This is a genomic window from Sphingomonas cannabina (assembly GCF_021391395.1).
Lineage (GTDB): Bacteria > Pseudomonadota > Alphaproteobacteria > Sphingomonadales > Sphingomonadaceae > Sphingomonas > Sphingomonas cannabina.
This window is the reverse complement of sequence record NZ_CP090059.1, coordinates 2,799,797-2,823,273: the sequence shown is the minus strand read 5'-3', so window position 1 is coordinate 2,823,273 and position 23,477 is coordinate 2,799,797. Positions and strand designations below refer to the sequence as shown.

The 23,477-nt window shown below is 70.3% G+C and carries 27 protein-coding genes and 1 tRNA gene; 16 read left to right on the top strand and 12 right to left on the bottom strand.

From position 1 onward, the window contains the following. Positions 1–97: 97 nt before the first annotated feature. Positions 98–877 (bottom strand): DUF6683 family protein, encoded by a 780-nt coding sequence (locus tag LZK98_RS13515; protein ID WP_233782894.1) that lies wholly within the window; start codon positions 875–877, stop codon positions 98–100. Between the two features lie 108 nt (positions 878–985). Between LZK98_RS13515 and radA the strand changes: the two genes are divergently transcribed. The 3 genes from radA to LZK98_RS13500 all read left to right on the top strand — a co-directional run bounded on the left by radA (position 986) and on the right by LZK98_RS13500 (position 4,003). Next, positions 986–2,359: a DNA repair protein RadA gene (gene radA, locus LZK98_RS13510; protein WP_233782893.1), complete on the top strand. Its 1,374-nt coding sequence runs from the start codon at positions 986–988 to the stop codon at positions 2,357–2,359. 56 nt (positions 2,360–2,415) lie between these two features. Beyond that, positions 2,416–2,985, top strand: a complete 570-nt coding sequence (locus LZK98_RS13505) for a CvpA family protein (RefSeq protein ID WP_233782892.1) — start codon at positions 2,416–2,418, stop codon at positions 2,983–2,985. 115 nt (positions 2,986–3,100) lie between these two features. Then, positions 3,101–4,003 (top strand): energy transducer TonB, encoded by a 903-nt coding sequence (locus LZK98_RS13500; RefSeq protein ID WP_233782891.1) that lies wholly within the window; start codon positions 3,101–3,103, stop codon positions 4,001–4,003. Positions 4,004–4,190: 187 nt separating this feature from the next. Here the strand turns inward: LZK98_RS13500 and LZK98_RS13495 are convergent, their stop codons facing one another. Beyond that, on the bottom strand, positions 4,191–5,345 hold the full coding sequence (locus tag LZK98_RS13495; RefSeq protein WP_233782890.1) for a YncE family protein: 1,155 nt from the start codon (positions 5,343–5,345) through the stop codon (positions 4,191–4,193). A 122-nt stretch (positions 5,346–5,467) separates the two neighbouring features. Between LZK98_RS13495 and LZK98_RS13490 the strand changes: the two genes are divergently transcribed. Genes LZK98_RS13490 through LZK98_RS13480 form a run of 3 tightly spaced genes read left to right on the top strand, consistent with a single transcriptional unit; the run spans position 5,468 to position 8,003 of the window. Next, positions 5,468–5,896 carry an iron-sulfur cluster assembly scaffold protein gene (locus tag LZK98_RS13490; protein ID WP_233786587.1) on the top strand — a complete coding sequence of 143 codons (429 nt, stop codon included), beginning with the start codon at positions 5,468–5,470 and terminating at the stop codon, positions 5,894–5,896. After that, complete coding sequence (locus tag LZK98_RS13485) at positions 5,893–7,674, top strand: cation:proton antiporter domain-containing protein (RefSeq protein ID WP_233782889.1); 1,782 nt, start codon at positions 5,893–5,895, stop codon at positions 7,672–7,674. The genes LZK98_RS13490 and LZK98_RS13485 overlap by 4 nt, the downstream gene beginning before the upstream one ends. Continuing rightward, entirely contained in the window at positions 7,671–8,003 is a 333-nt protein-coding gene (locus tag LZK98_RS13480) for a DUF423 domain-containing protein (RefSeq protein WP_233782888.1), read from the top strand. Before LZK98_RS13485 ends, LZK98_RS13480 begins: the two co-directional genes overlap by 4 nt. Positions 8,004–8,005: 2 nt before the next feature. Here LZK98_RS13480 and LZK98_RS13475 read toward each other — a convergent pair whose 3' ends face one another. From LZK98_RS13475 to LZK98_RS13465, 3 genes are read right to left on the bottom strand one after another with little or no spacing between them, the layout of a single operon-like run. Further along, on the bottom strand, positions 8,006–8,722 hold the full coding sequence (locus tag LZK98_RS13475) for a CPBP family intramembrane glutamic endopeptidase, BDIM_20840 family (RefSeq protein WP_233782887.1): 717 nt from the start codon (positions 8,720–8,722) through the stop codon (positions 8,006–8,008). 26 nt (positions 8,723–8,748) lie between these two features. Beyond that, complete coding sequence (gene aroB, locus LZK98_RS13470) at positions 8,749–9,852, bottom strand: 3-dehydroquinate synthase (protein ID WP_233782886.1); 1,104 nt, start codon at positions 9,850–9,852, stop codon at positions 8,749–8,751. Further along, positions 9,849–10,325, bottom strand: coding sequence for a shikimate kinase (locus tag LZK98_RS13465; RefSeq protein ID WP_233782885.1), 477 nt, complete (start codon positions 10,323–10,325; stop codon positions 9,849–9,851). Before LZK98_RS13465 ends, aroB begins: the two co-directional genes overlap by 4 nt. A 136-nt stretch (positions 10,326–10,461) precedes the next feature. On the opposite strand from LZK98_RS13465, the gene LZK98_RS20540 reads away from it, so the two are divergent. From LZK98_RS20540 to LZK98_RS13450, 4 genes are read left to right on the top strand one after another with little or no spacing between them, the layout of a single operon-like run. Continuing rightward, positions 10,462–10,596 carry a hypothetical protein gene (locus tag LZK98_RS20540; protein WP_264757851.1) on the top strand — a complete coding sequence of 45 codons (135 nt, stop codon included), beginning with the start codon at positions 10,462–10,464 and terminating at the stop codon, positions 10,594–10,596. Then, entirely contained in the window at positions 10,580–12,394 is a 1,815-nt protein-coding gene (locus LZK98_RS13460) for a hypothetical protein (protein ID WP_233782884.1), read from the top strand. The genes LZK98_RS20540 and LZK98_RS13460 overlap by 17 nt, the downstream gene beginning before the upstream one ends. Beyond that, complete coding sequence (locus tag LZK98_RS13455; RefSeq protein ID WP_233782883.1) at positions 12,394–13,299, top strand: tyrosine recombinase; 906 nt, start codon at positions 12,394–12,396, stop codon at positions 13,297–13,299. The genes LZK98_RS13460 and LZK98_RS13455 overlap by 1 nt, the downstream gene beginning before the upstream one ends. 14 nt (positions 13,300–13,313) lie before the next feature. Continuing rightward, positions 13,314–14,261, top strand: a complete 948-nt coding sequence (locus LZK98_RS13450) for an acetyl-CoA carboxylase carboxyltransferase subunit alpha (RefSeq protein ID WP_233782882.1) — start codon at positions 13,314–13,316, stop codon at positions 14,259–14,261. A gap of 87 nt (positions 14,262–14,348) precedes the next feature. Here LZK98_RS13450 and LZK98_RS13445 read toward each other — a convergent pair whose 3' ends face one another. Together LZK98_RS13445 and LZK98_RS13440 are read right to left on the bottom strand one after the other, a co-directional pair. Next, complete coding sequence (locus tag LZK98_RS13445; protein WP_233782881.1) at positions 14,349–14,522, bottom strand: Flp family type IVb pilin; 174 nt, start codon at positions 14,520–14,522, stop codon at positions 14,349–14,351. Positions 14,523–14,643: 121 nt separating this feature from the next. Beyond that, positions 14,644–14,817 carry a Flp family type IVb pilin gene (locus LZK98_RS13440; RefSeq protein ID WP_233782880.1) on the bottom strand — a complete coding sequence of 58 codons (174 nt, stop codon included), beginning with the start codon at positions 14,815–14,817 and terminating at the stop codon, positions 14,644–14,646. Between the two features lie 73 nt (positions 14,818–14,890). Between LZK98_RS13440 and LZK98_RS13435 the strand changes: the two genes are divergently transcribed. After that, entirely contained in the window at positions 14,891–15,298 is a 408-nt protein-coding gene (locus LZK98_RS13435) for a (deoxy)nucleoside triphosphate pyrophosphohydrolase (RefSeq protein WP_233786586.1), read from the top strand. Positions 15,299–15,306: 8 nt separating this feature from the next. Here the strand turns inward: LZK98_RS13435 and LZK98_RS13430 are convergent, their stop codons facing one another. After that, entirely contained in the window at positions 15,307–16,119 is an 813-nt protein-coding gene (locus tag LZK98_RS13430) for a class I SAM-dependent methyltransferase (protein ID WP_233782879.1), read from the bottom strand. 42 nt (positions 16,120–16,161) lie between these two features. Here LZK98_RS13430 and LZK98_RS13425 point away from each other — a divergent pair, with 42 nt between their 5' ends. The 5 genes from LZK98_RS13425 to LZK98_RS13405 all read left to right on the top strand — a co-directional run bounded on the left by LZK98_RS13425 (position 16,162) and on the right by LZK98_RS13405 (position 18,566). Continuing rightward, positions 16,162–16,899, top strand: coding sequence for a ComF family protein (locus LZK98_RS13425; RefSeq protein WP_233782878.1), 738 nt, complete (start codon positions 16,162–16,164; stop codon positions 16,897–16,899). A gap of 34 nt (positions 16,900–16,933) precedes the next feature. Next, on the top strand, positions 16,934–17,191 hold the full coding sequence (gene grxC, locus LZK98_RS13420) for a glutaredoxin 3 (protein ID WP_233786585.1): 258 nt from the start codon (positions 16,934–16,936) through the stop codon (positions 17,189–17,191). Further along, entirely contained in the window at positions 17,188–18,012 is an 825-nt protein-coding gene (locus tag LZK98_RS13415; RefSeq protein WP_233782877.1) for a carbon-nitrogen hydrolase family protein, read from the top strand. Before grxC ends, LZK98_RS13415 begins: the two co-directional genes overlap by 4 nt. Next, positions 18,009–18,440, top strand: a complete 432-nt coding sequence (locus LZK98_RS13410) for a DUF1178 family protein (RefSeq protein ID WP_233782876.1) — start codon at positions 18,009–18,011, stop codon at positions 18,438–18,440. The genes LZK98_RS13415 and LZK98_RS13410 overlap by 4 nt, the downstream gene beginning before the upstream one ends. 49 nt (positions 18,441–18,489) lie before the next feature. Then, positions 18,490–18,566 (top strand) — tRNA-Arg (locus LZK98_RS13405). Positions 18,567–18,573: 7 nt separating this feature from the next. Here the strand turns inward: LZK98_RS13405 and LZK98_RS13400 are convergent. The 4 genes from LZK98_RS13400 to LZK98_RS13385 form a co-directional block, all read right to left on the bottom strand. Beyond that, positions 18,574–19,908, bottom strand: coding sequence for a L,D-transpeptidase scaffold domain-containing protein (locus LZK98_RS13400; RefSeq protein ID WP_233782875.1), 1,335 nt, complete (start codon positions 19,906–19,908; stop codon positions 18,574–18,576). Positions 19,909–19,913: 5 nt separating this feature from the next. Next, positions 19,914–20,162, bottom strand: a complete 249-nt coding sequence (locus LZK98_RS13395) for a hypothetical protein (protein WP_233782874.1) — start codon at positions 20,160–20,162, stop codon at positions 19,914–19,916. Between the two features lie 159 nt (positions 20,163–20,321). Then, positions 20,322–21,848: a cation:proton antiporter gene (locus tag LZK98_RS13390; protein ID WP_233782873.1), complete on the bottom strand. Its 1,527-nt coding sequence runs from the start codon at positions 21,846–21,848 to the stop codon at positions 20,322–20,324. A 196-nt stretch (positions 21,849–22,044) separates the two neighbouring features. Then, a complete protein-coding gene (locus LZK98_RS13385; RefSeq protein ID WP_233782872.1) occupies positions 22,045–23,475 on the bottom strand; it encodes an efflux transporter outer membrane subunit in 1,431 nt (476 codons plus the stop codon). Positions 23,476–23,477 lie beyond the last annotated feature (2 nt).

Below are 23,477 nucleotides of genomic sequence, written 5' to 3'. Positions count from 1 at the left end.
GCGAACTCCACCCCGAAGCGCGGGCAGGTGCCGCGCCGGCGAGAGGGTATCGGGTGGGGCGCGCCGCGCTATGTCGATGGTCCTGCGACCGATCGCCCTATCGCCGGGCGAGCTCGACCGGCTCTCCGCCGGGCCGAGGCCGGGCTGCGCCGGCCTGATCGGCGGGAACAAAGCCGTCGTCGGTCAGCGTCATCGCAGGCAGGTCGATCCCCATGCCGTGCGCGCCCTGCACCGCGGCCCGGCTCACCGCGTCCAGCTGCGCGCGGTTGCCCTTCGACTGCTCGACGGCGCCTGCCAGCAGCACCGCCTGGATGAGGAAGGATTCCGCCATTTCCTGCTTGGCGGCGTCGCCTGCGCCGCGGAATGCCGGCGTCGCGGCCATCGCCTCGGTCACCTGACGGCGCACCGAAGCGGTGGCGGCATCGCTCACGTCGCCGGACAGGCCGCGGCTCGCCTGCCAGGCGTTGATCCACCACACGGCATAGGCATCGGCGACGTCGTCGACGCTGAGGCCATGTTTCGCCAGCTCCGGCCGTATCCGCTCGATGATGTCGCCCTGGGCGAACAATTGCGCGAGCCCGTCCGCGCCCTTCGGATCGATCGCCCGGCTCCTTTCGACGAAGCGGGCGAGGTTGGCGGCGCGGCGCTCGCGCGAGGGCGCATAGCGGAAGGTCGCGACCGGTGCCTTGGCGACCGGGCGCCGCTCCTCGCGCTGCGCCGGGCCCGTGCGATCGGCGTGGTTCATCCTGTCGCGCAGGTGCAGCCCGAGCGTGTCGGTGCCGGTGTAGGACGGGACGAGCACGCTCCATCCCCAGACGTCCTGCGCGTTCGCCGCCGCCGGCGAGAGACATAGGGCAAAGGCCAGGATCGACCGCATGACGCTCTCCCTGAACGAGCGTGCGGTGCATAGCCTACCCCTGCCGGGCTGAGAAGGTGCCGCTTTGCCATGTTCCCTTATCGTTCCGGTTCGGCTAAGCCGCTCCGCATGGCCAAACCCCAGAAGCGCTACGTCTGCCAGCTGTGCGGATCGGTCTCGTCCAAATGGGCCGGGCAATGCGCGGATTGCGGAGAGTGGAACACGCTGGTCGAGGATGCAGGCGCGGTGGTGACGCCGTTCCAGGCGCGCCACAACCTGCAGTCGGGCGGGCGCGCGATCGAGATGAGCGGGCTCGACGCCGCGATTCCCTTGCCCGAGCGGATGGCAACCGGGATCGCCGAGCTCGACCGGGCGCTGGGCGGGGGCTTCGTCGAAGCGTCGGCGACGCTGATCGGCGGCGATCCGGGGATCGGCAAATCGACGCTGTTGTTGCAGGCGGCGGCGCGGCTGGCGCTCGCAGGGCGTGCGGTTGCCTATGTGTCGGGCGAGGAGGCGGCGGATCAGGTGCGCCTGAGGGCCCAGCGGCTGGGGCTCGGGCGCGCGCCGGTGCGGCTCGCGGCGGCGACGTCGGTGCGCGACATCCTGACGACGCTGGGAGAGGGCGCGGCGCCGGCGCTGCTGGTGATCGATTCGATCCAGACGATGCATTCCGACCTGATCGAAGGCGCGCCGGGGACGGTGAGCCAGGTGCGCGCCTCCGCCCAGGAGCTGATCCGCTTCGCCAAGGAGCGGGGGACGGCGCTGGTGCTGGTCGGGCATGTCACCAAGGACGGCACGATTGCGGGCCCGCGCGTGCTGGAGCACATGGTCGATACCGTGCTCGCCTTCGAAGGCGAGCGCAGCCACCAGTATCGCATCCTGCGTGCGACCAAGAACCGCTTCGGTGGCACTGACGAGATCGGCGTGTTCGCGATGGAAGCGGGCGGGCTCAGCGAGATCGCCAATCCCTCCAGCCTGTTCCTCACCGCGCGTGACGAGACGGTGGCGGGGACGGTGGTGTTTCCGGCGCTGGAGGGGACGCGGCCGGTGCTGGTCGAGGTGCAGGCGCTGACGGTACGGCTCGCCTCCGGCGCGACGCCGCGGCGGGCGGTGGTCGGCTGGGATTCGGGACGGCTGGCGATGATCCTGGCGGTGCTGGAGGCGCGGTGCGGGCTCAGCCTCTCGTCATGCGAGGTCTATCTCAACATCGCGGGCGGGTATCGCGTGCAGGACCCGGCGGCGGACCTGGCGGTGGCGGCGGCGCTGGTCTCCGCCTTGAGCGAGCGGCCGATCGAGGCCGACGCGGTGGCGTTCGGCGAGATCGCGTTGTCGGGCGAGGTGCGGCCGGTGGCGCATGGCGCGCTCAGGCTCAAGGAGGCCGCGAAGCTGGGATTCGGCCGGGCGCTGGTGCCGGCCAAGCAGGGAAGCGAAGGCGCGGCGGTGGAGGTCGCGAGCTTCGGCAACCTCGGGCGGTTCGTTGACCATCTGCTGGGGCGGGGATAGCGGACCGGGAAAGCCGGTTCGCGTGGCGCGGGCGGCGGGGGACGGGAATCGATCATATGGGCCTGACCGCACTCGACATCGTTGTGCTGATTGCCGTTGGCGGGGCAGCGGTGTTGGGACTGCTGCGCGGCTTCGTCACCGAAGTGCTGTCGCTGATGGCGTGGATCTTCGTCGTGTTCGCGCTGAAGCTGTTCCACACGCCCCTTTCCACGCTGTTCGCCGGGGTGGTGGGAACCGCGGCGGGGGCGGCGACGCTGGCGTTCGCGATCATCGCCGGCGTGACCTGGTTCGGCGGGCGGCTGGTGGCGAATGCGATCGGATCGCGGACGCGCAGCTCGGTCCTGGGGCCGGTCGACCGCGCGCTGGGGTTCGGCTTCGGGGCGCTCAAGGGCCTGATCCTGGCGAGCCTCGGCTTCCTGCTGGTGGTGCTGGTGATCGACACGATCGGCGGCGGCGCCAAGCGCCGGCCCGCGTGGATCACGACGTCGCGCACCTATCCGCTGCTCAACGCGACCAGCGCCAGCATCGCGGATTTCGTCGACAAGCGGCGGCGGGGCGAGCCGGTGTTCGAGGCGTCGGGCTTCAGCGCGTCGGAGAATGCGGGTGCGGCGAAGAATTCGGATTGAGAGGCGAGAAGTGTCCTGAGGTGCCGGCCATGCCGGTAAAGAGGGGGTGATGGGACTGCTGAATATCGCTTTGGCTTTAGCGGGTGTCGTATCGGCCGTGGGCGCGGACGCACAGGTGTTTTCGCCGTCCCCGATCGTCGCGCCGGCGCCGGTCGCGGCTGCGGCGCTCCAGCGCTGGACAGCAGGCGACGTGCGGTGCGGCGACCTCGCGATCCCGGCAGCGCAGTTGCGGCGGCCCTATTCAGCCCTGCTGTGGGGCGAGACCAAGCCGACGTCGCAGACGTATCGCTTCCGCATCGATGCGGATGGGCGGCCGTTGTCCATCACCCATGTCGGGAGCAGCTGGGCGCCCGGCGCGGAGGATCTGGCGCCGTCGCTCGCGGCGTCGCGGCTCGACATCGCCGGGGCGCAGGGCGCGTGCGAGGTCACCTATACCGCCGATGCGGTGCCGCTGGCCGAGGCGCCGGTCGGCGACCTCATTTCCTATTCGTTGGCGCCGCTCAACGGAAAGCTGCCGGAGGCCGGCTGGGACCGTATCCGTCCTGCGGGCGCGGACTGCGCCCGGGCGCCGCGGCCGCGTTGGCTGGTCGCGGTCTCGCCGGATTACGCGCGGCTGCCAGCAGCGCCCGGCGCGCGCGACTGGACGCTGCTGTCCTATGACTTGGATGCGCAGGGCAGGCCGAAGCGGATCGCCAAGATGAGCGGCAACGGCAACGCCGCGCTCGATCGCGCGGCCACGGAGGCGCTGTCGCAGTCCCGCCAGACGGAGGGTCCCCGCCGCGGCTGCCTCAGGCCCTATGTCCGCGCCGCCACGCGCCTGGCCGCGCCGGAAAGCCCGGGGCCTGAGACGTTGAGGCCGAAGGATGCGACCTGCCCCACGGACGGTGGGTGGGAGAGGAAACCCGTCCTCACCTATCCGCGGAACTGGCGCCGCCGTTCGATCGAAGGCTGGGCGATCGTCACCTTCGACGTGGCGCCGTGGGGGGAGACCGGCAATGCGAAGGCGGTCGCGAGTTAGCCCTCGGAGGACTTCGGCCGGGCGGCGACGGCGATCATCTCCATGGCGCGGAAGCCGGCGTCCTCCACCGGATATACGGGGTGCGTCGAGCGCGTGCGGTTCGTCATGGACGGCAATACCTTTGAGCCGGAACCGGCCGAGGAGTGAGCCTCGTCATCGAGGGCGTCCGAGGCGATGCCGTCGCGGACTACTCTGGGGAGACGCCGAGCGATGCCGGTCCGCCGCTCTCGAATCGGATCGGCGGTCCCGCCGCCTCCAGCTGGTGATTGACGATGCGGAAGACGTGGAGCGACTGGTCGCCGATGCTCTCGGCCACCAATGTCGTGCCGTTCTCGACGAACGCCACGCCCTGTGACCAGGCGCCGATGTCGGCCTCGGCACGGCGGATCAGGCGGCGGTTCTCGATCGAGAGGAGAAAGACTTTGCTGACCGGCGCGTAGCGGGGATTGCTGCTCGGGACGGTGCTCATGTTCTGGATCGCGGCGGCGACGCGGCGGCCGTCGGGTGAGCAGGCGACGCCCTCGGGCGCGGGGCCGACCGTCGCGGTGTCGATCACGCGCGGGCGGTCGCCGGTGAGGTCGATGAGGCTGACGGTGTCCGCATCGCCGCTCACCACGCCATAGTTGGCGACGACGGCAAGGCCGCTGGTCCCGCAGACCGCGAGCGCGGCTGGGTAAACGCCCGCGCTGAGTTCCGTGAGCGGTTCCGGCTTCAGGCGTCCGGCCTCCACCGCGAACAGGCGGGTGACGTTCTGGCCGGCGAAGGTCATCAGCACGCGATCTCCCGCGGGCACGAAAGCCGCGGAGAGCGGGCGCGCGCCCTTGGCGAAGCGAACCCGCTCCACGATCGCGGCGCGTCCGCCGGTCACGCGCAGGATGGTGGCGCTGTCGTCGTCTGCGTGCGGCACGACCAGCATCGAGCCGTTGGGGCTGAGGGCAAGCGATGCGGGGGAGGCGCCGAGATGCAGGGTCTGGACGACGCGCGGCTGGTTTCCGGCAAGATCGACGACGATGAGCAGGTCCGCCGGGCCGATCTTGTCCGGCTCGGCGGGCGTGCGGCCGGTCGCCGCGGTGACGAAGGCGGTTCGCCGGTCTTGCGTGAAGGCGATTGCCGAGGGTGGTCCCTGGAAGCTGATCGGTACCTCGACCTCACGGCGATTCAGGGCGCGGCCGTCACGGAACTCCAGGAAGACCACGCGATCCGGTGGAGGTGCCGGGGGCGGCACGACCTCTCCGTCCACCATCCGCGCATCAGCGTCCAGGCCCACAGCCACAAGCTGCGCCTGTGCGGGAAGCGGCGTGCACAGCAGCCCTGTCAGCAGCCAGCGCAATCTCATCGTCATCCGCTCCCTCGACCCTTCGTGCGCAAGAGGTAGATCGACGGGCAGGAGCGTCAATCTCCGTTTCATGATCGCAGCCGGATGAGGGGCTGGGCGGCGGCGGATTTGCCGCCTACATGGCGGATGTGAACGCGCCGCTCTACAACACCGAAATCCTTCGCCTCGCCGCCAGCGTACCCTTTCAGCAGCGGCTGGAGGTGCCGATGGGGTCGGCCGAGAAACGCTCGCCGATCTGCGGGAGCCGGGTGACGGTCGAGGTCGACATAGGCGGCGATGGCCGCGTCTCGGCGATCGGGATGGTGGTGAGGGCCTGCGCGCTGGGGCAAGCCTCCGCTTCGCTGATGGCGAGCCATGCGGTGGGGCGGTCGGTCGCGGAGCTGGAGGAGGCGCGCGATGCGCTGACCGCGTGGCTTGCCGGCGAGCGTGAGACGCCGCCGGACTGGCCGGGGCTCGACCTGCTCGCGCCGGCGCTGCCGCATAGCGCGCGGCATCCCTCGATCCGTCTGGCCTTCGAGGCCGTTGCCGAGGCCGCCCGCCAGGGCGCCGGCCGATGAGCGAAGGGGCGCACGCCACCGCCGGACTGCTGCGCGACATGGTGCCGATGTTCGGCTTCGCGCTGGTGTTCGTGCTGATCTTCCGCCGGCTCGGGCTGGGGGCGACCCTCGGCTATCTGGTCGCGGGCGCGGTCGTTGGGCCGCAGCTGCTCGGTCTCGTCGGCGGGGCCGAGACCAAGATGGAGTTTTCCGAGCTCGGCATCACCCTGCTGCTGTTCCTGGTCGGGCTCGAGCTCAACCCGTCGCGGCTGTGGCGGATGAAGCAGGACATATTGGGGCTCGGGCTGCTCCAGGTCGTGCTGTGCGGGCTGGCGATCGCCGCGATCATCGGATTCGGCGCGAAATTCTCGGTCGCGGCTGCGTTCGCGCTGGGCCTGCCGCTGGCGCTCAGCTCGACCGCGCAGGTGCTGCCGATGCTGCAGTCGGCGGGGCGGCTGCGCACGCCATTCGGGGAGCGTGCCTTCTCGATCCTGCTGTTCCAGGACCTGTCGATCGTGCCGATGATCACGATCATCGCCGCGATGAGCCGTAACCCGGCCGATGCCACCGGGCCGCCGGGGTGGGTGCTGTTCGTCTATACGGTCGCGGCGATCGTCGGGCTGGTGCTCGCCGGTCGCTTCCTGCTGCGTCCGTTGTTCCGGCTGATCGGCAATCTGGGCGAGCGCGAGATGTTCGTGTTCGCGGGGCTGTTCACGGTGATCGCGAGCTCGGCGATCATGCAGATGCTGGGACTGTCGACCGCGCTCGGCGCCTTCATCGCGGGCATGATGCTCGCCGATTCGCCCTATCGGCACGAGCTGGAGGCGGACGTCGAGCCGTTCCGGTCGATCCTGCTCGGCCTGTTCTTCGTGACCGTCGGCATGACGCTGGACCTCACCGCGATCGCCGAGCGGCCGCTGTTCGTCGCGGCGATGGCGCTGGCCCTGGTCGCGACCAAGGCGCTGGTGATCTTCCTGATCGGCATCGCCTTCCGCATGAGCTGGCGCGGGGCGCTCGCGCTGGGGCTGCTGCTGAGCCAGGGCGGCGAATTCGGTTTCGTGCTGTTCGCGCAGGCGCAGAACGCCTGGCTGATCGAGCCGCAGGCGGCGAGCCTGTTCGGCGCGATCGTGACGCTGTCGATGGCGACGACGCCGTTCCTGATGATGGCGACGCGGCGGATGCGCGCGGAGCCGATCGTGCAGGAGGAGCGCGAGGGCCCCACGGCCGACGGCTCCAACGCGATCATCGTCGGCTATGGCCGGTTCGGGCAGACGGTGGCGCAGATGCTGCTGGCGCAGGGGATCGCCGTCACGCTGGTCGATACCGACATCGAGATGATCGACGTCGCCGGCGAGTTCGGCGCCAAGGTCTATTATGGCGACGGCACGCGCGTCGACCTGCTGCGTCAGGCGGGCGCGGGCGAAGCGGAGCTGATCCTGTTCTGCATGGACGGCGACAGGGTCGATGCCGAGCTGGTCGAGGCGGTGCATGAGGCGTTTCCCAACGCCGCCATCTTTGTGCGTGCGTTCGATCGGCGGCAGCTGCTCAAGCTGCGAGGCTCGCCGACGCGGGGTGTGGTGCGCGAGTTGATCGAATCGGCGATCCGCATGGCGCGCGAGGCGATGGCGGCGGTCGGCGTCGACGAGGAGGAGATCCGGCGGACGGAGGACCTCTATCGCGCCCGCGACCGCGAGCGGCTCAAGATTCAGTTCGAATCGGGCGACATCCGCGCGGCGCGCGACACGATGATCGTCACGCCGCGCAACCTGCGCGACACGCTAGGGGAGGATTGCGGATGAACCTGGTCTCGGTTCTGGCGGCGCTGTCGGGCGCGCTGGCGGTGGCGGCCGGCGCGTTCGGTGCGCATGGCGCCGAGGGGCAGGCGGCGGAATGGCTCAGGACCGGCGGCCAGTATCAGCTTATCCACGCGGTCGCGGCACTGGTGGCGGCGCGGATGGCGGCATCGGGGCCGGCGTGGTGCTTCGTGCTGGGCGGGGCGGTGTTCGCGGGCACGCTCTATGCGATGGCGCTCGGCGCGCCGCGCTGGCTGGGCGCGGTGACGCCGATCGGCGGCGCGGCGATGATCGCCGGGTGGCTGTGGTTGGCGTGGAGCGCGGGGCGCGCCTAGGCTCAGATCATCAGCGAGATCGAGTTGCCGAAGTTGTGAAGCAGGACGGGAAGCAGCAGGCTTCCCGTGCGCAGGCGTAGCCATACGGCGATGAACGAGGGTAGTGCGGTCAGCGCCATCGTCAGCGGATCGAACGAGAAGCTGCCGTCGGAGAAGCCGAAGGCATGGGCGAGGCCGAACAGCGCGCACGACAGCACCGCGCCCCAGCCCCAATCCACCCCCAGCAGCCGCACTCGCCTGGTGAAGGCGCGATCGAGCGCGAGCAGGAGGATGCCGCGGTAGAAGGGTTCCTCCTCCAGCCCTGGCATGGTGAGCTGGAAGGCGACCGTCTCCCGCGATGCCGGACCGTCGGGGAAGGTGAGGGCGATGCCGACGAAGAACAGGCAGTAGACCAGCGCGACCGGTATGCTGGCGACGAGGCTCCCTCGTGCCTGGCGCAGCGTGAAACCTGATGCGCGCCACCCGAACGCCGGGAGCGCGGCGATCGCCAGCGTGGCGGCGAGCGCGAGAATCTTGCCCTGCCAGTTCCACTCGGCGGGGATGACGTCCGGCAGCAGCCCGTAGCAGCGGGTCAGCAGCGCGTCGTTGAGCAGCACCAGCACGGCGGCGACCAGCAGCCAGCGTGGCGAGAAATGCTTCCGATCGATGAGGCCGAGCACGCCGCCTGCCGCCAGCAGCAGCACGATCACGCCGACGATCCCGATCACTCCGTTCACCATGCCCCCCTTGTTGCGTCTGACGGAGATCAGGTGGCGCGGTGCGCGTCGAGGAACGTCGCTACCGCCGCCAGGTCTACCGTCTTGTCGAGGTAGGTCCGCCCGATCCCGCGCGCGAGCAGGAAGGGGAGGGTGCCCGCATCCATCTTCTTGTCGTGAAGCATGTGTGCGACCAGCGTCTCGCCGTCCGCATCGATGCCTGCCGCCGCCGGGCTGTCGGGGAGGCCGACCGCGCGCAGGTGCGCGGCGACGCGCTCGGCGTCCTGGCCAGGAGCGATGCCTTGGGCCGCGGAGAAGGCGAAGGCGAGCGCCATGCCCGCCGCCACGCCCTCGCCGTGGAGCAGGCGATCGGAGAAGCCGGTCTCCGCCTCCAGCGCATGGCCGAAAGTGTGGCCGAGATTGAGGAGCGCGCGCGTGCCGCTGGTCTCGCGTTCGTCGGCGGCGACGATGCGGGCCTTGGCGGCGACCGAATGGGCGATCGCATATTCGCGCGCCGCCGCGTCGCCGGCGAGCAGCTTCGGCGCGTTGGTCTCGCACCATTCGAAGAAGGCGAAATCGTCGATCAGGCCGTATTTGACGACCTCGGCATAGCCGGCGCGCAGTTGGCGGGCCGGGAGCGTGTCGAGCACGTCGGGATCGATCAGGACGAGGTTCGGCTGGTGGAAGGCGCCGATCAGATTCTTGCCGGCGCGGGCGTTGATCGCGGTCTTGCCGCCGACTGACGAATCGACCTGGGCCAGCAAGGTGGTCGGCACCTGGACGAAGCCGCAGCCGCGCTTGAGGATGGCGCAGGCGAAGCCGACGAGGTCGCCGATCACGCCGCCGCCGAGCGCGATGACATGATCGCCGCGCTCGACGCCCAGCTCCAGCAGGCGGTCGGTGAGCGATTCGAGGCTCGCCCAGCTCTTGGTCGATTCGCCCGGTGGGAGGACGATCGGCTCGCTGGCGACGCCGTGCGCCGCAAGGCTCGCCTGGAGCGTGGCGAGATGCGGGCGGATGTTCTCGTCGGTGACGATCGCCATCGGACGGCGGCGGGAGAGCGGGGCGAGGCGCTCGCCGGCGCGTCCCAACAGACCGCTTTCGATGACCACGTCATAGCTACGGTCGGCGAGGTCGACGCGGACGATCGTCACAGCCCCAGCGCCTTCAGGATCGCCGTGACGGTATGCTCGTGGGGGGCGTTGTTGCTGGGCACGCGGATGGGGGCCATGGCGTAATAAGGATTCCTCTTGGCGGCGAGGTCGGACAGCACGTCGTGCGGGTCGCGGCCCCGGAGCAGCGGACGCGTATCGCGGCGCGCGACGCGATCGGCAAGCACCTGCGGCTGCGCATCCAGCCACACCGCCAGCGCCTGATCGAGAATCAGCGCACGCGTGTCGTCGTTGATGAAGGCGCCGCCGCCGGTCGCGATCACCTTGGGCGTGCCGTCGATCAGGCGCGCGATCACCCGGCGCTCGCCGTCGCGGAAATAAGGCTCGCCGAAGGTGTCGAAAATCTCGGTGATCGTCATGCCGGCGGCAGTCTCGATCTCGCTGTCGGCATCGATGAAGGGCAGGCCGAGCCGCATCGCGAGGCGGCGGCCGACCGTCGACTTGCCGGCGCCCATCAGCCCTACCAGTACGATCGGCTTGCCCGTCCAGAGCGGTTTGCGAGGTGGGGAGTGCAACATCGTCGGCGGGGGCTATACAGCGAGGGTGCCGGTCGGGCAAAAGGCCCGTAACAAAAGTCCGCAAAGGTTGGTCATGTCGCGTTCCCTGGTCATTCTCCTCCTCATTCTCGTCGTGCTCGTAGGCGGCATGTTCTGGCTGGCGGGACGGAATAGCGAGAAGGCTCCGGTGAAGGTCGAGAAGGCGGTCGCGCTTGAAAACCTCAGCTAGCGTCGGGCTCGGCGCGCTCGCCCTGGCGCTTGCGGCGGGCGCGGGATTCGCCAGCAGCCGCCAGAACGCCCCCGAATCGATCCTGCCGCCCGGCTTCAACGAGCCGGCCGCGCCCGCGCCGACCCCGGCGCCGGGACCGGCACCCGCGTCGCGGCCCGCGCAGCCGGGTACGCCTGCGCCTGCTCCGGCGGTGGCACCGCCGCCGGTCGAGCTGCTGCCGCCGGGCGCCGTGCCGACACCTACGCCGACGCCCACCGCGACGCCGACGCCGGTCGACCTCTCTGCCTATGAGCTGCCGGCCTATGCCAAGCGGCCGCTGAACCAGCTCGGCGCGATCGGGCCGAACAGCGGCGGCGTGGATCTGAATGCCTTCGGGCGTGCGAATGGCCGCACGATCGAGCTGCTGATGCGGCGGCTCGACGCGCCGTTGCCGTCACGCTGGCTGTCGATCGCGCTGCGCCGCGCGCTGGCGTCGCGGCTGGCGCCGCCGCCGGGCGTCAACGGCGCCGACTTCGCCGCCGAACGCGCCTGGCTGCTGCTGCGCATGGGCGAGGCCGATGTGGCGCGCGCGGTGGTGCAGAGCGTCGATACCGAGGATTATACGCCCAAGCTGTTCCAGGTGGCGATGCAGGCGATGCTCGCCACCGGCGATCCGGCGGGTCTCTGCCCGCTGGCGGAGCCCGCGTCGGGCGTATCGAACGAACGCGGCTGGGCTTTCGCCAAGGCGATGTGCTCCGCGCTCGCCGGCAAGCCGCGCGAGGCGGGGCAGCAGCTCCAGTCCGCGCGGCGCGGCATGGGGCGCACCCTCGACGCGCTGCTGGCGGAGAAGGTGGTCGGCGCCGGCGGCGGCCGTTCGGTGACGATCGAGCCGACCGAATGGAACGGCGTCGACCGGTTGACGATCTGGCGCTACGGGCTCGCCACCGCGACCGGCGTGGAGATCCCGGCGGAGCTGTTCGGCACCGTGGGGGCGCAGGTCGCCTCGTGGCGCGCGACGTCGCCGATGATCGAGCCGGCGGATCGGGTCGGCGTCGCCGACATGGCGGCCGCGCAGGGCGTGCTCTCCAGCCTGGCGCTGGCTGATCTTTATGGCGAGATCGCTGCCGGCGGCGAAAGTACCTCGGCAGCGGGCGCGCGGGCGAACGATCTGCAGACCGCCTTCACCGGCGCGACGCCCGAGGAACGGATCGGCGCGCTGCGGCAGATCTGGGACAGCGGCGAGACGGTGCGCGAACGCTTCGCGCGGCTGATCCTGACCGCGCGAGCGGCGGCACGGGTCGCGCCGGCGCAGGACCTCGCGGGCGATTCCGATCGGCTCGTGGCCTCGATGCTGACCGGTGGGCTCGATACCATGGCGGCGCGCTGGCGCGGCGTGGCGCAGCGGGCGGGCGATGCCTGGGCGATGATCGCGCTCACCGATCCGCGCGGAGGCCGGGTACGGCCCGGCGACGTCGAGGATTATCGCAGCGGCGATCAGGATGCCGAGCGGCTGAAGGCACGGATGCTGCTCGCCGGGCTCGCCGGGCTCGGGCGGCTGTCCGAGGACGAGGCGCAGCGGCTCGGACGGTCGTTCGACGTGCGCTTCGGGCTGGAGAACAGCTGGACTCGCGCGATCGAGGCGGCGGCGGCGCGGGGCGAAGCGGGCACGGTGCTGCTGCTCGCCGGTGTGGGCATGCAGACGACGAGCTGGCGGGGGGTGCCGCCGGAAGTGCTGTTCCACAGCGTCGCGGCGCTGCGCGCGGTCGGCCTCGAAGGCGAGGCGCGGATGATCGCCGCGGAGGCGATCGCGCGGCTCTGATGCCTGCCGGTGAGGATCGGGCGCTGGTCGAGCGCTTCCTCGAGATGCTGGCGGCGGAGGCCGGGGCGGCGGGGAATACCATCGCCGCCTATCGCAGCGACCTGATGCTGGCATCGGAAGTGCTGGGCGGACGGCTCGGCTCCGCCGACGCGGAGGCGTTGCAGCGGCTCGCGGGCGGCTGGGCGGAGCTGGCGCGGTCGACCGTGGCGCGCAAGTCGGCGGCGCTCCGGCGCTTCTTCGCTTTCCTGGCCGATGAGGGCCTCAGGAGCGACGACCCCGGCGCCGCGCTGCCCCGCCCGGGAACCGCGCGGCCGCTGCCCAAGGTGCTGTCGACCGCCGATGTCGATGCGATGTTCGCCGCGGTCGAGGCACGGATCGCGCGGGTGCCGGCCGATCCCAACGACCTGAGGCTCGCCGCGCTGGTCGAGCTGCTCTACGGATCGGGGCTGCGCGCGAGCGAGCTGGTGTCGCTGCCGCGCAACGCGGTGCAGCCCGACCGGCCCTATCTAATCCTGCGCGGCAAGGGAGGACGCGAGCGGCTGGTGCCGATCTCCGATCGCGCGCGCGCCGCCGTGGCGGTGTGGCGGGACCATGTCGCGAGCGATCGCGCGTGGCTGTTCCCGTCGGGCAAAAAGCATCTCTCGCGGGTCAGGCTCTACCAGATCGTCAAGGGACTGGCGGCGGAGGCCGGCATTCCGCCCGAGCGGGTGAGCCCCCACGTGCTGCGCCACGCCTTCGCCACGCACCTGCTGGAGGGCGGCGCGGACCTGCGCGCGCTGCAGGCGATGCTGGGCCATGCGAGCATCGCCACCACCGAGATCTACACCCATGTCGACAGCCGGCGGCTCGTCGAGCTGGTCAACCAGCGCCATCCGCTCGTTGACGTGCCGCTCCGCCGGGCCTAACCGCAGGCGCGCTCATGGCAAACTTCCTGGACTTCGAGAAACCGATCGCCGAGCTGCAGGGCCGGATCGACGAGCTGCGCGAGAGCGCGGCGGACAGCAGCATCGACATCGATGCCGAGATCGCCAAGCTGCAGGCCAAGTCGGACAAGCTGCTGCGCGACACCTATGCGCGGCTGACGCCCTGGCAGAAGACGCAGGTCGCGCGCCATCCCGACCGGCCGCACTACAAGCATTACATCGCCGCGCTGGTCGATGATTTCATGCCGCTCGCCGGCGACCGTGCCTTTGCCGACGATCAGGCGATCATCGGCGGGCTCGGCATGTTCCGCGGCCGCAAGGTGATGGTGATCGGCCACGAAAAGGGCGACGACACCGCGAGCCGCCTCAAGCACAATTTCGGCATGGGCAAGCCCGAGGGCTATCGCAAGGCGATCCGGCTGATGAAGCTCGCCGACCGTTTCGGCCTACCGGTGCTGACCCTGGTCGATACCTCGGGCGCCTTCCCCGGCGTGCAGGCGGAGGAGCGCGGCCAGGCGGAAGCGATCGCGCGTTCGACCGAGGCGTGTCTCGAGCTGGGCGTGCCGCTGATCGCCGCGGTGGTGGGCGAGGGCGGCTCGGGCGGCGCAGTGGCGCTGGCGACGGGCAACAGCGTACTGATGTTCGAGCACGCGGTCTATTCGGTGATCTCACCGGAGGGCTGCGCGTCGATCCTATGGCGTACGGCGGACAAGGCGGCCGAGGCGGCGGAGGCGATGAAGGTCACGGCGCAGGACCTGAAGGCGCTGGGTGTGATCGACCGTATCGTCCCCGAGCCGCTTGGCGGCGCACACCGCGATCCGGCGGCGGCGATTGCCTCGTTGGGGGATGCGCTGTGGGAGGAACTGACGGCGCTCGACGGGCAGGAGCCGACGGCGGTGCGCGCGGCGCGGCGCACGAAGTTCCTTAAGATCGGCCGGTTTTAGGGTCGACCGCGATTATCTGTCGAATAGCAAAAGAAGGGCAGTGGAGCCGGAACTCCACTGCCCTTTTCCTTGGATGTAGGCCTTAGATTAGCCGGTCTTGGCGTTCATCTGACCCGAAACATTGTTGAAGGTCTTGCTGAGCGAGTTGCCCAGACCCTGCATCGCGGCGATCGCGGCAACGGCGATGAGCGCGGCGATCAGACCGTACTCGATGGCGGTCGCGCCCTTGCGATTCTTCAGGAAGTTGCGAATCTTCTGCATGTCGGTTTCCCCAATTGGAAGCTTCAGTCACCCGGCCGCCCCGGGTGACCCCTGGACAGCGGTCGCAGATTAGGGGGCGGGAGGTTGAGAAAGGTTTAAGGCGTCGGAGAGTTTTGCTGCGTCAGCCCATGACGGAGGAAACGGTATCCGATACCATGCCCCACATGCCGGTGGTCGCATCGGCCATGGCACGCAGGGCGACGATCATCGCGATGACGATGAACGCCAGGATCAGGCCATATTCGACGGCCGTCGCGGCCTTGCGGTCGCCGACGAGCCGGCGCAGGGCGGTCATGATGATGCGCATTCGCGATCGGTCTCCGGTCGATCGCCCGTGAAGCTAAAGGCGGAGGATTAACGAAGTGTCATTGGGGGGCGCGGAGTTGTTCCATGTCGCGGCGGCGGCGCTGATCGATGCCGACGGGCGCGTGCTGGTGCAGCAACGTCCACCGGGCAAGCCGATGGCGGGCCTGTGGGAATTCCCCGGCGGCAAGATCGAGCCGGGTGAGACGCCGGAAGGAGCGCTGATCCGCGAGCTCGCCGAGGAGCTGGGGATCGGCGTGGAAGCGGCCTGCCTGGCCCCGGCCGCCTTTGCCAGCGAGCCTCTCGGGGAAAAGCATCTCCTGCTGCTGCTCTACGTCTGCCGAAAATGGTCGGGCACGGCAGAGCCGCGACATGCCGCCGCACTCAAATGGGTCCGGCCGGTGGAGTTGCACCGGCTGGAGATGCCCCCCGCCGACAAGCCGCTGATCGGGCTGCTCGACGCGCTTGTCTGATCTGGCGTCTAGTTGGAACGAAGTGCTGCGGCGAGGCTGGCAGTTGCGCTGCCGCGGCGGGCGGGCTTGGGTTGCGAGGGATCGGGCGCCCAGCCGGTCAGGAACACGATTTCGAAGCGCTCGGGCGTGCGGCCGTCGGGATCGGCGCGGTCCATGAACACCTGAGCGGCGCGGGCAAGCGTCTCCCGGGTGAGGGGCGTGCGGTCGACGAGCAGGTTGGTGGAGGCCGTCGCGCGCAGGTCGGCGAACAGCTTGAAGATGCTGGCGTAGCGAACGTCGAGCCGCTCGGTATCGGCGACCGGCAGCGCGAAGCCGGCGCGGACGAGCAGGTCGCCGGCCGAGCGCACGTCGATCTGCGGGTGGAGCCGGGCGACGCCGGGCTCGGCCTCGCGCAGCACCGCGCGCAAGGTGGCGAGGCTGCCGGCGCCGGCGAAGGCGCCGAGGAACAGCCCGTCCGGCCGCAGCACGCGCCGGATCAGCGCGAGCGCGCCAGGCAGATCGTTGACCTGGTCGAGCACGCCGGCCGAGACGACGAGGTCGAAGCTCGCGTCGGCGAAGGGGAGGCGATCCTCGTCGGCCTGCACGCCGCCGCGGGCAAACAGCGCACCGGGATCGCAGCGGACGACGCGGGCGCCAGGCAGGGCGAAGCTGTGATCGGCCGCACCCAGGTCGAGCACTTCGCCGAAGCTGCGCGTCACCGCCCCCAGCCGGTCGACGATCCCCTCGAGCATGAAGTCGCGCAGGAAGCCGTCATAGCCCCGCGCAGCACGGTCGCGGCGCAGGCGGCGGAGGCGGCGGTCGAAGATTTCGGGCGTGTCCACGCCGGCGCTTGTGCGGCGGCGCGCGGGCGGCGACAAGGGGGCGTGATCGCGAATGTCGCCCGGCCGCTCGCCCTCGTCGCCGCGCTGGCGCTGCCGCCGCGTTGTCCAGGGTGTGGTGCCGTGGTCGAAGCGGACCACCGCTTCTGCGCCGCCTGCTGGGCGTCGTTCGATTTCCTGGGACCGCCGTGGTGCGCGGGCTGCGCGCTGCCGTTCGAGTTCGATCGCGGCGAGGAGGCGCTGTGCGGCGCCTGCCTGGCCGATCCGCCGCCTTATGCCGGCGCCCGCGCCGCGGTGGCTTATGGCGAGATCGCCAAGACGGTGGCGCTGCGGCTCAAATATGGCGGGCGCAGCGCCTTTGCCGAGACGGCGGCGCGGCAGATGGCGCGGCTGCTGCCCGGTGATGCGCAGCTGATCGTGCCGGTGCCGCTCCATCGCTGGCGGCTGTGGTCGCGCGGATACAACCAGGCGGCGCTGATCGCCGGCGGGCTGGCGAAGGGGAGCGGCATCCCGCATGAGCCACGGCTGCTGCTGCGCGCCAAGGCGACGCCGGTATTGCGCGGACTGGGGCCGCGCCAGCGGGCGAAGGCAGTCGCGGGAGCGTTCGCGCTGGCCGACGGGGCAGGGGAGCGGCTCAGCGAGAAGCATGTCGTGCTGGTCGATGACGTCTATACCACGGGCGCGACAGTGGCCGCCTGTACCCGCGTCCTGCTCAAGGGCGGTGCGGCGCGGGTGACGGTGCTCGCCTGGGCGCGGGTGATCGAGCGCCAAGCAAATGATTGACAAGACGGGCTTCCGCCCACACCTCTCCGCCATCATGGCGAAGGTCGAAATCTACACCAAGGCATTCTGTCCCTACTGCACGCGCGCCAAGCGGCTGCTCGGCGAGAAGGGCGTGGCGTACGAGGAGTTCGACATCACCATGGGCGGCCCCCGCCGCGCCGAGATGATCCAGCGCGCCGATGGGCGGACCACCGTGCCGCAGGTCTTCATCGACGGGCGCCATGTCGGCGGATCGGACGATCTGGCCGCGCTCGATCGCGAGGGATCGCTGGATCGGTTGCTCGCGGCATGAAGGCGGCCCTGCTCCAAATGACCAGCGGGATCGACCCCGCGGCGAACGCGCGCACCATCGTATCGGCAGTGGCCGAGGCGAAGGCGGCCGGCGCGGCGATGCTGTTCACGCCGGAGATGTCCAACCTGATCGATCGCGACCGCGATCGGGCGGCGGAGTCGGTCGTGCGCGCCGAGGACGATCCGGTGCTGGCGGCGGTGCGCGGCGCGGCGGCGGAGCAGGGGCTGTGGGTGCATCTCGGCTCGCTGGCGGTGCTGGCGGACGATGGGCGCTTCGCCAACCGCAGCTTCGTGATCGACGATACGGGCGCGATCCGCGCCACCTACGACAAGCTCCATCTGTTCGACGTCGATCTGCCCACCGGCGAGAGCTGGCGCGAGTCGGCCGCCTATGCGCCGGGCGAGCGTGCGGTGACGGCGGAGACGCCGCTCGGCACCTTGGGCCTGTCGATCTGCTACGACCTGCGCTTTCCCGCGCTCTTCCAGGCGCTGAGCGGGGCGGGGGCGACGATCCTGGCGGTGCCGGCGGCGTTCACGGTGCCGACGGGTATGGCGCACTGGCATACGCTGCTCCGAGCGCGCGCTATCGAATCTGCCGCTTTCGTGGTCGCCGCGGCGCAGGTCGGCAATCACGACGACGGCCGCGCCACCTATGGCCATTCGCTGGTGATCGATCCCTGGGGCGGTGTGTTGCTCGACATGGGGAGCGAGGCGGGACTGGGCTTTGCCGAGATCGATCCGGCGCGTGTGGCCGACACCCGCGCGCGCATCCCGGTGCTCGCGCATCGCCGCGCGATTCCTCCGGTGGAGGCGGCGCGATGATCGCGTTCGACCTCAAATGCGCCAGCGGCCATGTGTTCGAGGCGTGGTTCGCCTCCAGCACGGCCTATGAGGAGCAGCGCGCAGGATCGCTGATTGCCTGTCCGATGTGCGGCGTCAGCGACGTAGCGAAGGCGGTAATGGCGCCCAACGTCGCGTCCAAGGGCAATCGCCGCGACGCCCGGCCGACGCCGGAGGCGGTGAAGGCGGCGCTGGCGGCCATCGCGGCCGAGCAGGCGGAGGCGCTCAAGACCTCGCAATGGGTCGGCATGGCCTTCGCTGACAAGGCGCGCGCGATGCATCTCGGCGACGAGCCGGCCGGGCCGATCCACGGCCAGGCGACTCCCGACCAGGCGAGGGCGCTGGTAGAGGAAGGCGTGCCGGTGGCGCCGCTGCTGGTGCCGGTGGTCCCGCCCGAGACGCTCAACTGAGCGCATGCGATTGACCCTTGGCGGCGCGCCTACTACCAGCCTCTCCAGCGCCCTCGTAGCTCAGCAGGATAGAGCAACGGTTTCCTAAACCGCAGGTCGGAGGTTCGAATCCTCTCGAGGGCACCATCGCCCTTCAGCCATCCCGCCCGTACACGTCGTTGCGAAAGGCCAGGCCCGCGTCCGTCGCGGTCGCGGTGATGTAGGTCAGGTAAACCGGGGTCGGCACCGGAAGCGGCACCGCCTGTTCCGGCGTCTTCGCCGTCCCGAGCGGCTTCTGGAGCAGCCAGCGGCCGAGTTCCGCCGCATTCTCCAGCCGGATGCAGCCGTTGCTGAAATGGCGGTCGTCCTTGCGCAGCAGGTCGCGCTTGGGCGTGTCGTGCAGATAGATCCCCTCCTTGTTCGGGAAGAGGAACTTGACCTTCCCCATCGAATTGGCCGGGCCGGGCAGCTCGCGCAGGCGCACTTCCTCTTCGCCGGCCGCCACCGCGTGCCAGTCGATCGCCCTGGAATCGAGCGTGCGCGGCGAGGCGCTCCAGTCGGACAGCGCCTCCATCTTCATCGAGGCGAGCGAGCGGCCGCCCAGCACCTTGGGCGCGATGTCGTTGCGGGCGAGATAGGTCGGCACGTTCCAATAGGGATTGAGGATCGCCCATTGCAGCGTGCCGGCGAGCATCGGTGTCTGCGTCTCGCGTGCGCCGACAACGACGCGCATCGTCCCGACCTGCTTTCCCGCCTCATAATACCAGAGCCGGCCGGAGGAGGCATCGACGACGACATGGCGGGTCCAGGGACCCGGAAGCAGCCGTGCGCGATCGAGATTAAGGCGCAGGCGTTCCATTTCCTGCTCGGATGCGCCGACCTTGCGGGCCCGCGCCGCCAGTGCGCGCAGGCGGACGTACTGGTCGCTCATCCAGCCCATGTCGGCGACATAGTCGCCGAACGACTTGGGGAAGGCGGCGGCGCGTAGGACCGTCTCGGTGCGGAGCTTTTTCGGCTTCAGCTTGCGGTCCGCATAGATCATGCCGACGTCGCGCGGTCGGCGCTGGTCCTGGACGTAGCGCGCGAAGGCTTCCGAGAGCGCGAGCTCGGCGCGAGCGACCGCCCGCGGGTCGCCGCTGCGCGCCTGGCCGACGAGATCGCGGAGCTCACCGACATCGTAGGATGAAGGCTCGAGCCCGTCGAGCTCGGCCGAGTTCAGATAGCCGATCAGCGTGTCAGTGGCGCGTCCGAACCGGCCGTCCGGCGCCCATAGCGGCCGGAAGCCGCGGCTGGCGTAGAAGCGCTTGAGCGAGCCATTGGCTTCCTCCCGAATGGCTGACACGATCGCGTCGGATATGGCCGGGACGCGGGCGGAGCGCGCGGTCCTTTGTCCTGCCGGTGCCGCGGCGGTCGCCTGGCCGGCGAAGAAGGCAGCAATCGCGATGGCGAGGCAGAGGGGAGTGCGGCGCCGCCGCACTCCCGGAAGCATGGTGGTCAGCCCCGTTCTCCCAGACGGGTCGGTGCCGGCGGAGGCGGCGGCAGGGCCGGCGCGGCGTTGGGATGATAGATGCCGTCGGCGGTGTAATAGCCGTCGACGATGCCGTCGCCGTCGCGGTCCGCCGCGGTGCTGCCCGGAACCGCTCCGGGCGGTGGCGGCGGCGCCGACGCGACCTGTTCCTCCTTGGCGCAAGCCGCGAGCGTGAGCGCGCCCAGGCTCGCCAGCATGATGGGTCGGAAACGCATATGTCACATCCCTTCAAGCGCGTCCGGTCTCTGAGGCCGGTACGCATGGTCACCCCCAGCGGAAGAGGAACTCGCCGGGAGCTCGCCCGCCATCCCGGGAGCGACCAACGGTGCGCGATGCGCGACGACCTGCGACGGATGTGGCGGCGATGTCGGCGATCAGCTCTCGGCGATACGCCGCTCGTCGTCGCTCGCCACCGAGAGCTGCTTCCAGTCGAGCTCCTCCTGGAGCTGGAGATAGGCATCGGCGCCGACGCGGTTCTCGGCGCGCAGGCGGTCGAGCCGCTCGCGCTGGGCGAGCACTGCCGCGAGCGCTAGGCCTTGGCGGCGATCGAGCGACGGCGAACTGCGCCGGCCGTCGCGGAATTGCTCGTAGAGATCGCGCAACTGCCCAGCCTCTTCGCCGGGCTCGTCCTCGAGCCGTTCGAGCGCGGCGCCGGCGAGGGCGATGCGCGCCTGGACGATCTCGTTCTCGGCCTCGGCGGTGCGGCTGATGCCGAAGAAGCGGATGAAGGGCGCGAGGGTGGCTCCCTGCACGACCAGCGTCACCAGCACGACCGCGAAGGCGGCAAGGACGACGGTGTTGCGCTCGGGAAAGTCGGCCGGAAGCGCGAAGGCGGTGGCGAGGGTGACGAGACCTCGCATTCCCGTCCAGCCGAGCAGGAAGGTTTCGGCGCGGGAAAGACGCTCGGTCTCCTCGCCGTGGCGAGGGGTGACTGCCCAGCGATAGCCGAACGAGATCACCAGCCGCACCACGATCGCCGCCAGCACCACCGCGCCCGCGAACCAGGCGGCGCGGGCGAATTCGGCGGCGTCCATCGCCGCCACGATGCGCCGCGCCTGCAGGCCCATCAGCAGGAAGGCGAGGACGTTGAGCAGGAAAACCACGGTCGTCCACACCGCGAAGGAATGGACGCGCATCCGCGGGGAATCGCTCGCCCTGGCACGGGAAGCGATCGTCATCGCGCTCGCCACCACGGCGAGGACGGCGGACAGGTGCAGATGCTCGGCGATGATCCAGGTGAGGAAGGCGTGGACGAACTGGAGCAACGTCGCGCCCACGGTATTGCCGACCAGCGGCTGCAGCCGCGAGACGAGCCAGCCATAGGCGATGCCGAACAGGATGCCGCCCGGCGCGGCGAGGGCGAGCTGCGCGGCCGTGCCGCCATCGAGCCCGCCGCGCTGCTGCACGGTCAGCGCGGCGGTGAACAGCAGCAGCGCGGTCGCGTCGTTGAACAGGCTCTCGCCCTTGAGCAGCGCGTCGATGCGGCGCGCGACCGGCAGGTTGACGAGGACCGCCGTCGCCGCGGCGGCATCGGGCGGCGCGACGATCGCACCCAGGGTCAGCGCGGCGGCGAGCGGCAGGCCGAGCATCCCGACGCCGATGCCGGCGACCGCCAGCGCCGTCACGATCACCGCAACGACGGCATAGACGACAAGCGGCGCCAGCAGCTTGCGTGCGGCGCCGATCGGGTAGTCGTATGCGGCATCGATCAGCACCGGCGCGAGGAACAGCGCGAGCGCGGTTTCCGGCGCGATCAGGATCGACGGCGCGCCCGGGATCATGCCGACCGCGACTCCCGCGGCGGCGAGCAGCGTGGGGTAGGGGAGTCCGAGCCTGCGCGAGACCTGCAGCAGCAGGACCGCCACCAGCATCAGCGCGAGGAGGCTCTCGAAGAAGGTCACGCGCCGGAGCCTAGATCAAGACTCCGCTTTCGCAACTATCAACCCGGAGTGCCGTAGCTTGAGCGCGGCCTCCCTTCCACGTCATTCCCGCGAAGGCGGGAATCCATTCTGGCTGGCCGTCGTGAGTCTCACCAACTGCAGCGACAATGGATTCCCGCCTTCGCGGGAATGACAAAGGATAGGGTCGTCGCGGCGATCAGTTCAGCCCGCCGCCCAGCGAACGATAGAGCTCGACCAGGTTGCTCGCCTGGGTGAACCGCGTCGTCACGAGCTGCTGCTGGGTCGCATAGGCGGTGCGCTGCGCGTCGAGGGTGGTGAGGAAGGAATCGACGCCCGCCCGGAAGCGTGCATCGGACAGCCGCGCGGCGACCTGCGCCGCCTCGACCCGCGCGGTCTGCGCCGAGAGCTGGTCGCCGATCTTGCCGCGCTGGGCGAGCGCGTCGGAGACCTCGCGGAAGGCGGTCTGGATCGCCTTCTCATAGGTCGCGACCGCCACCTGCTGCGACGCCTTGGCATAGTCGAGGTTGCCCGCCCGGCGTCCGCCGTCGAACAGCGGCAGCGACGCGCTCGGCTGCGCATTGTAGGTGAAACTGCCGCCCGAGAAGAGGCTCGACAGCGCGGTGCCGATCGTGCCGATCGTCGTGGTCAGCGAGATCGTCGGGAAGAAGGCGGCGCGCGCCGCGCCGATATTGGCGTTCTCGGCGATCAGCTGATGCTCGGCGCGCAGCACGTCGGGACGGCGCAGCAGCACCTCCGACGACAGGTTGGCAGGCAATGCGTCGCGTGTGACCGGCTCCGCGCCGAGGCTGGTCGGGAGCTGCTCGGCGGGCACGGTAGTGCCGACCAGCAGGTTGAGCGCGTTCTGGTCCTGCGCGATGCGGGTCTCCAGCGTCGCGATGTCGTTGCGGGCGGACTGGTAGTTGGTCTCCGCCTGCCGCACCTCGAGCTCCGAACCGACGCCGACGCGGAACTGCTCGCGGGTGAGGCGGAACGTCTCCTCGAAGGTGCGCAGCGTGTCGCGCGAGAGGCGGAGCTGCTCCTGGTCGGAGGCGAGGGTGAGCCACGCGGTGGCGATCTCCGCGATCAGGCTGATCCGCGTCGAGCGCTGCGCCTCCTCGCTGGCGAACACCTGCTCCTGCGCCGCCCGCGTCAAGTTGCGGATGCGGCCGAACAGATCGAGCTCGAAGGCGGAGAAGCCGGCGTTCAGCGAGTAGAATTCGAGGTTCGACGAAGTCGCGCCGGCACCTGCGCCCGCGCCTGCTCCGGCACCCGCACCCTGGATGTTGTTCGTATAGGTGCCGCTGCCCGTCACCGTGGTCGTCGGCACCTGGTCGGCACGCTGCGTGCGCAGCTGCGCCCGCGCCTGCAGCACATTCGCCGCCGCCACGCGCAGGTCGCGGTTGTTGTCGAGGCCCGTCTCGATCACCTGCCGCAGCCGCGGGTCGAGGAAGAAGTCCCGCCAACCGATCGCGGTGACGTCCGGCGCGTCGGACGCGGCGCGCGGATAAACACCGCCCTCCGGCAGCGCCGGCGGGACCGGGCTGGCGGGACGGGCGTATTTGGGCGCGAGATTGCATCCGGTGAGCATCGTCGCGCCCATCAGGAGAGCGAGAAGCGGCTTGGTCATTG

Excerpts from the sequence above, each read along its gene's own strand:
- LZK98_RS13515 (WP_233782894.1), bottom strand. The coding sequence starts at position 877 with ATGCGGTCGATCCTGGCCTTTGCCCTATGTCTCTCGCCGGCGGCGGCG.
- radA (WP_233782893.1), top strand. The coding sequence starts at position 986 with ATGGCCAAACCCCAGAAGCGCTACGTCTGCCAGCTGTGCGGATCGGTC.
- LZK98_RS13505 (WP_233782892.1), top strand. The coding sequence starts at position 2,416 with ATGGGCCTGACCGCACTCGACATCGTTGTGCTGATTGCCGTTGGCGGG.
- LZK98_RS13495 (WP_233782890.1), bottom strand. The coding sequence starts at position 5,345 with ATGACGATGAGATTGCGCTGGCTGCTGACAGGGCTGCTGTGCACGCCG.
- LZK98_RS13485 (WP_233782889.1), top strand. The coding sequence starts at position 5,893 with ATGAGCGAAGGGGCGCACGCCACCGCCGGACTGCTGCGCGACATGGTG.
- LZK98_RS13480 (WP_233782888.1), top strand. The coding sequence starts at position 7,671 with ATGAACCTGGTCTCGGTTCTGGCGGCGCTGTCGGGCGCGCTGGCGGTG.
- LZK98_RS13475 (WP_233782887.1), bottom strand. The coding sequence starts at position 8,722 with ATGGTGAACGGAGTGATCGGGATCGTCGGCGTGATCGTGCTGCTGCTG.
- LZK98_RS13465 (WP_233782885.1), bottom strand. The coding sequence starts at position 10,325 with ATGGGCGCCGGCAAGTCGACGGTCGGCCGCCGCCTCGCGATGCGGCTC.
- LZK98_RS20540 (WP_264757851.1), top strand. The coding sequence starts at position 10,462 with ATGTCGCGTTCCCTGGTCATTCTCCTCCTCATTCTCGTCGTGCTCGTA.
- LZK98_RS13455 (WP_233782883.1), top strand. The coding sequence starts at position 12,394 with ATGCCTGCCGGTGAGGATCGGGCGCTGGTCGAGCGCTTCCTCGAGATG.
- LZK98_RS13450 (WP_233782882.1), top strand. The coding sequence starts at position 13,314 with ATGGCAAACTTCCTGGACTTCGAGAAACCGATCGCCGAGCTGCAGGGC.
- LZK98_RS13445 (WP_233782881.1), bottom strand. The coding sequence starts at position 14,522 with ATGCAGAAGATTCGCAACTTCCTGAAGAATCGCAAGGGCGCGACCGCC.
- LZK98_RS13440 (WP_233782880.1), bottom strand. The coding sequence starts at position 14,817 with ATGACCGCCCTGCGCCGGCTCGTCGGCGACCGCAAGGCCGCGACGGCC.
- grxC (WP_233786585.1), top strand. The coding sequence starts at position 16,934 with ATGGCGAAGGTCGAAATCTACACCAAGGCATTCTGTCCCTACTGCACG.
- LZK98_RS13415 (WP_233782877.1), top strand. The coding sequence starts at position 17,188 with ATGAAGGCGGCCCTGCTCCAAATGACCAGCGGGATCGACCCCGCGGCG.
- LZK98_RS13410 (WP_233782876.1), top strand. The coding sequence starts at position 18,009 with ATGATCGCGTTCGACCTCAAATGCGCCAGCGGCCATGTGTTCGAGGCG.
- LZK98_RS13400 (WP_233782875.1), bottom strand. The coding sequence starts at position 19,908 with ATGCTTCCGGGAGTGCGGCGGCGCCGCACTCCCCTCTGCCTCGCCATC.
- LZK98_RS13395 (WP_233782874.1), bottom strand. The coding sequence starts at position 20,162 with ATGCGTTTCCGACCCATCATGCTGGCGAGCCTGGGCGCGCTCACGCTC.
- LZK98_RS13385 (WP_233782872.1), bottom strand. The coding sequence starts at position 23,475 with ATGACCAAGCCGCTTCTCGCTCTCCTGATGGGCGCGACGATGCTCACC.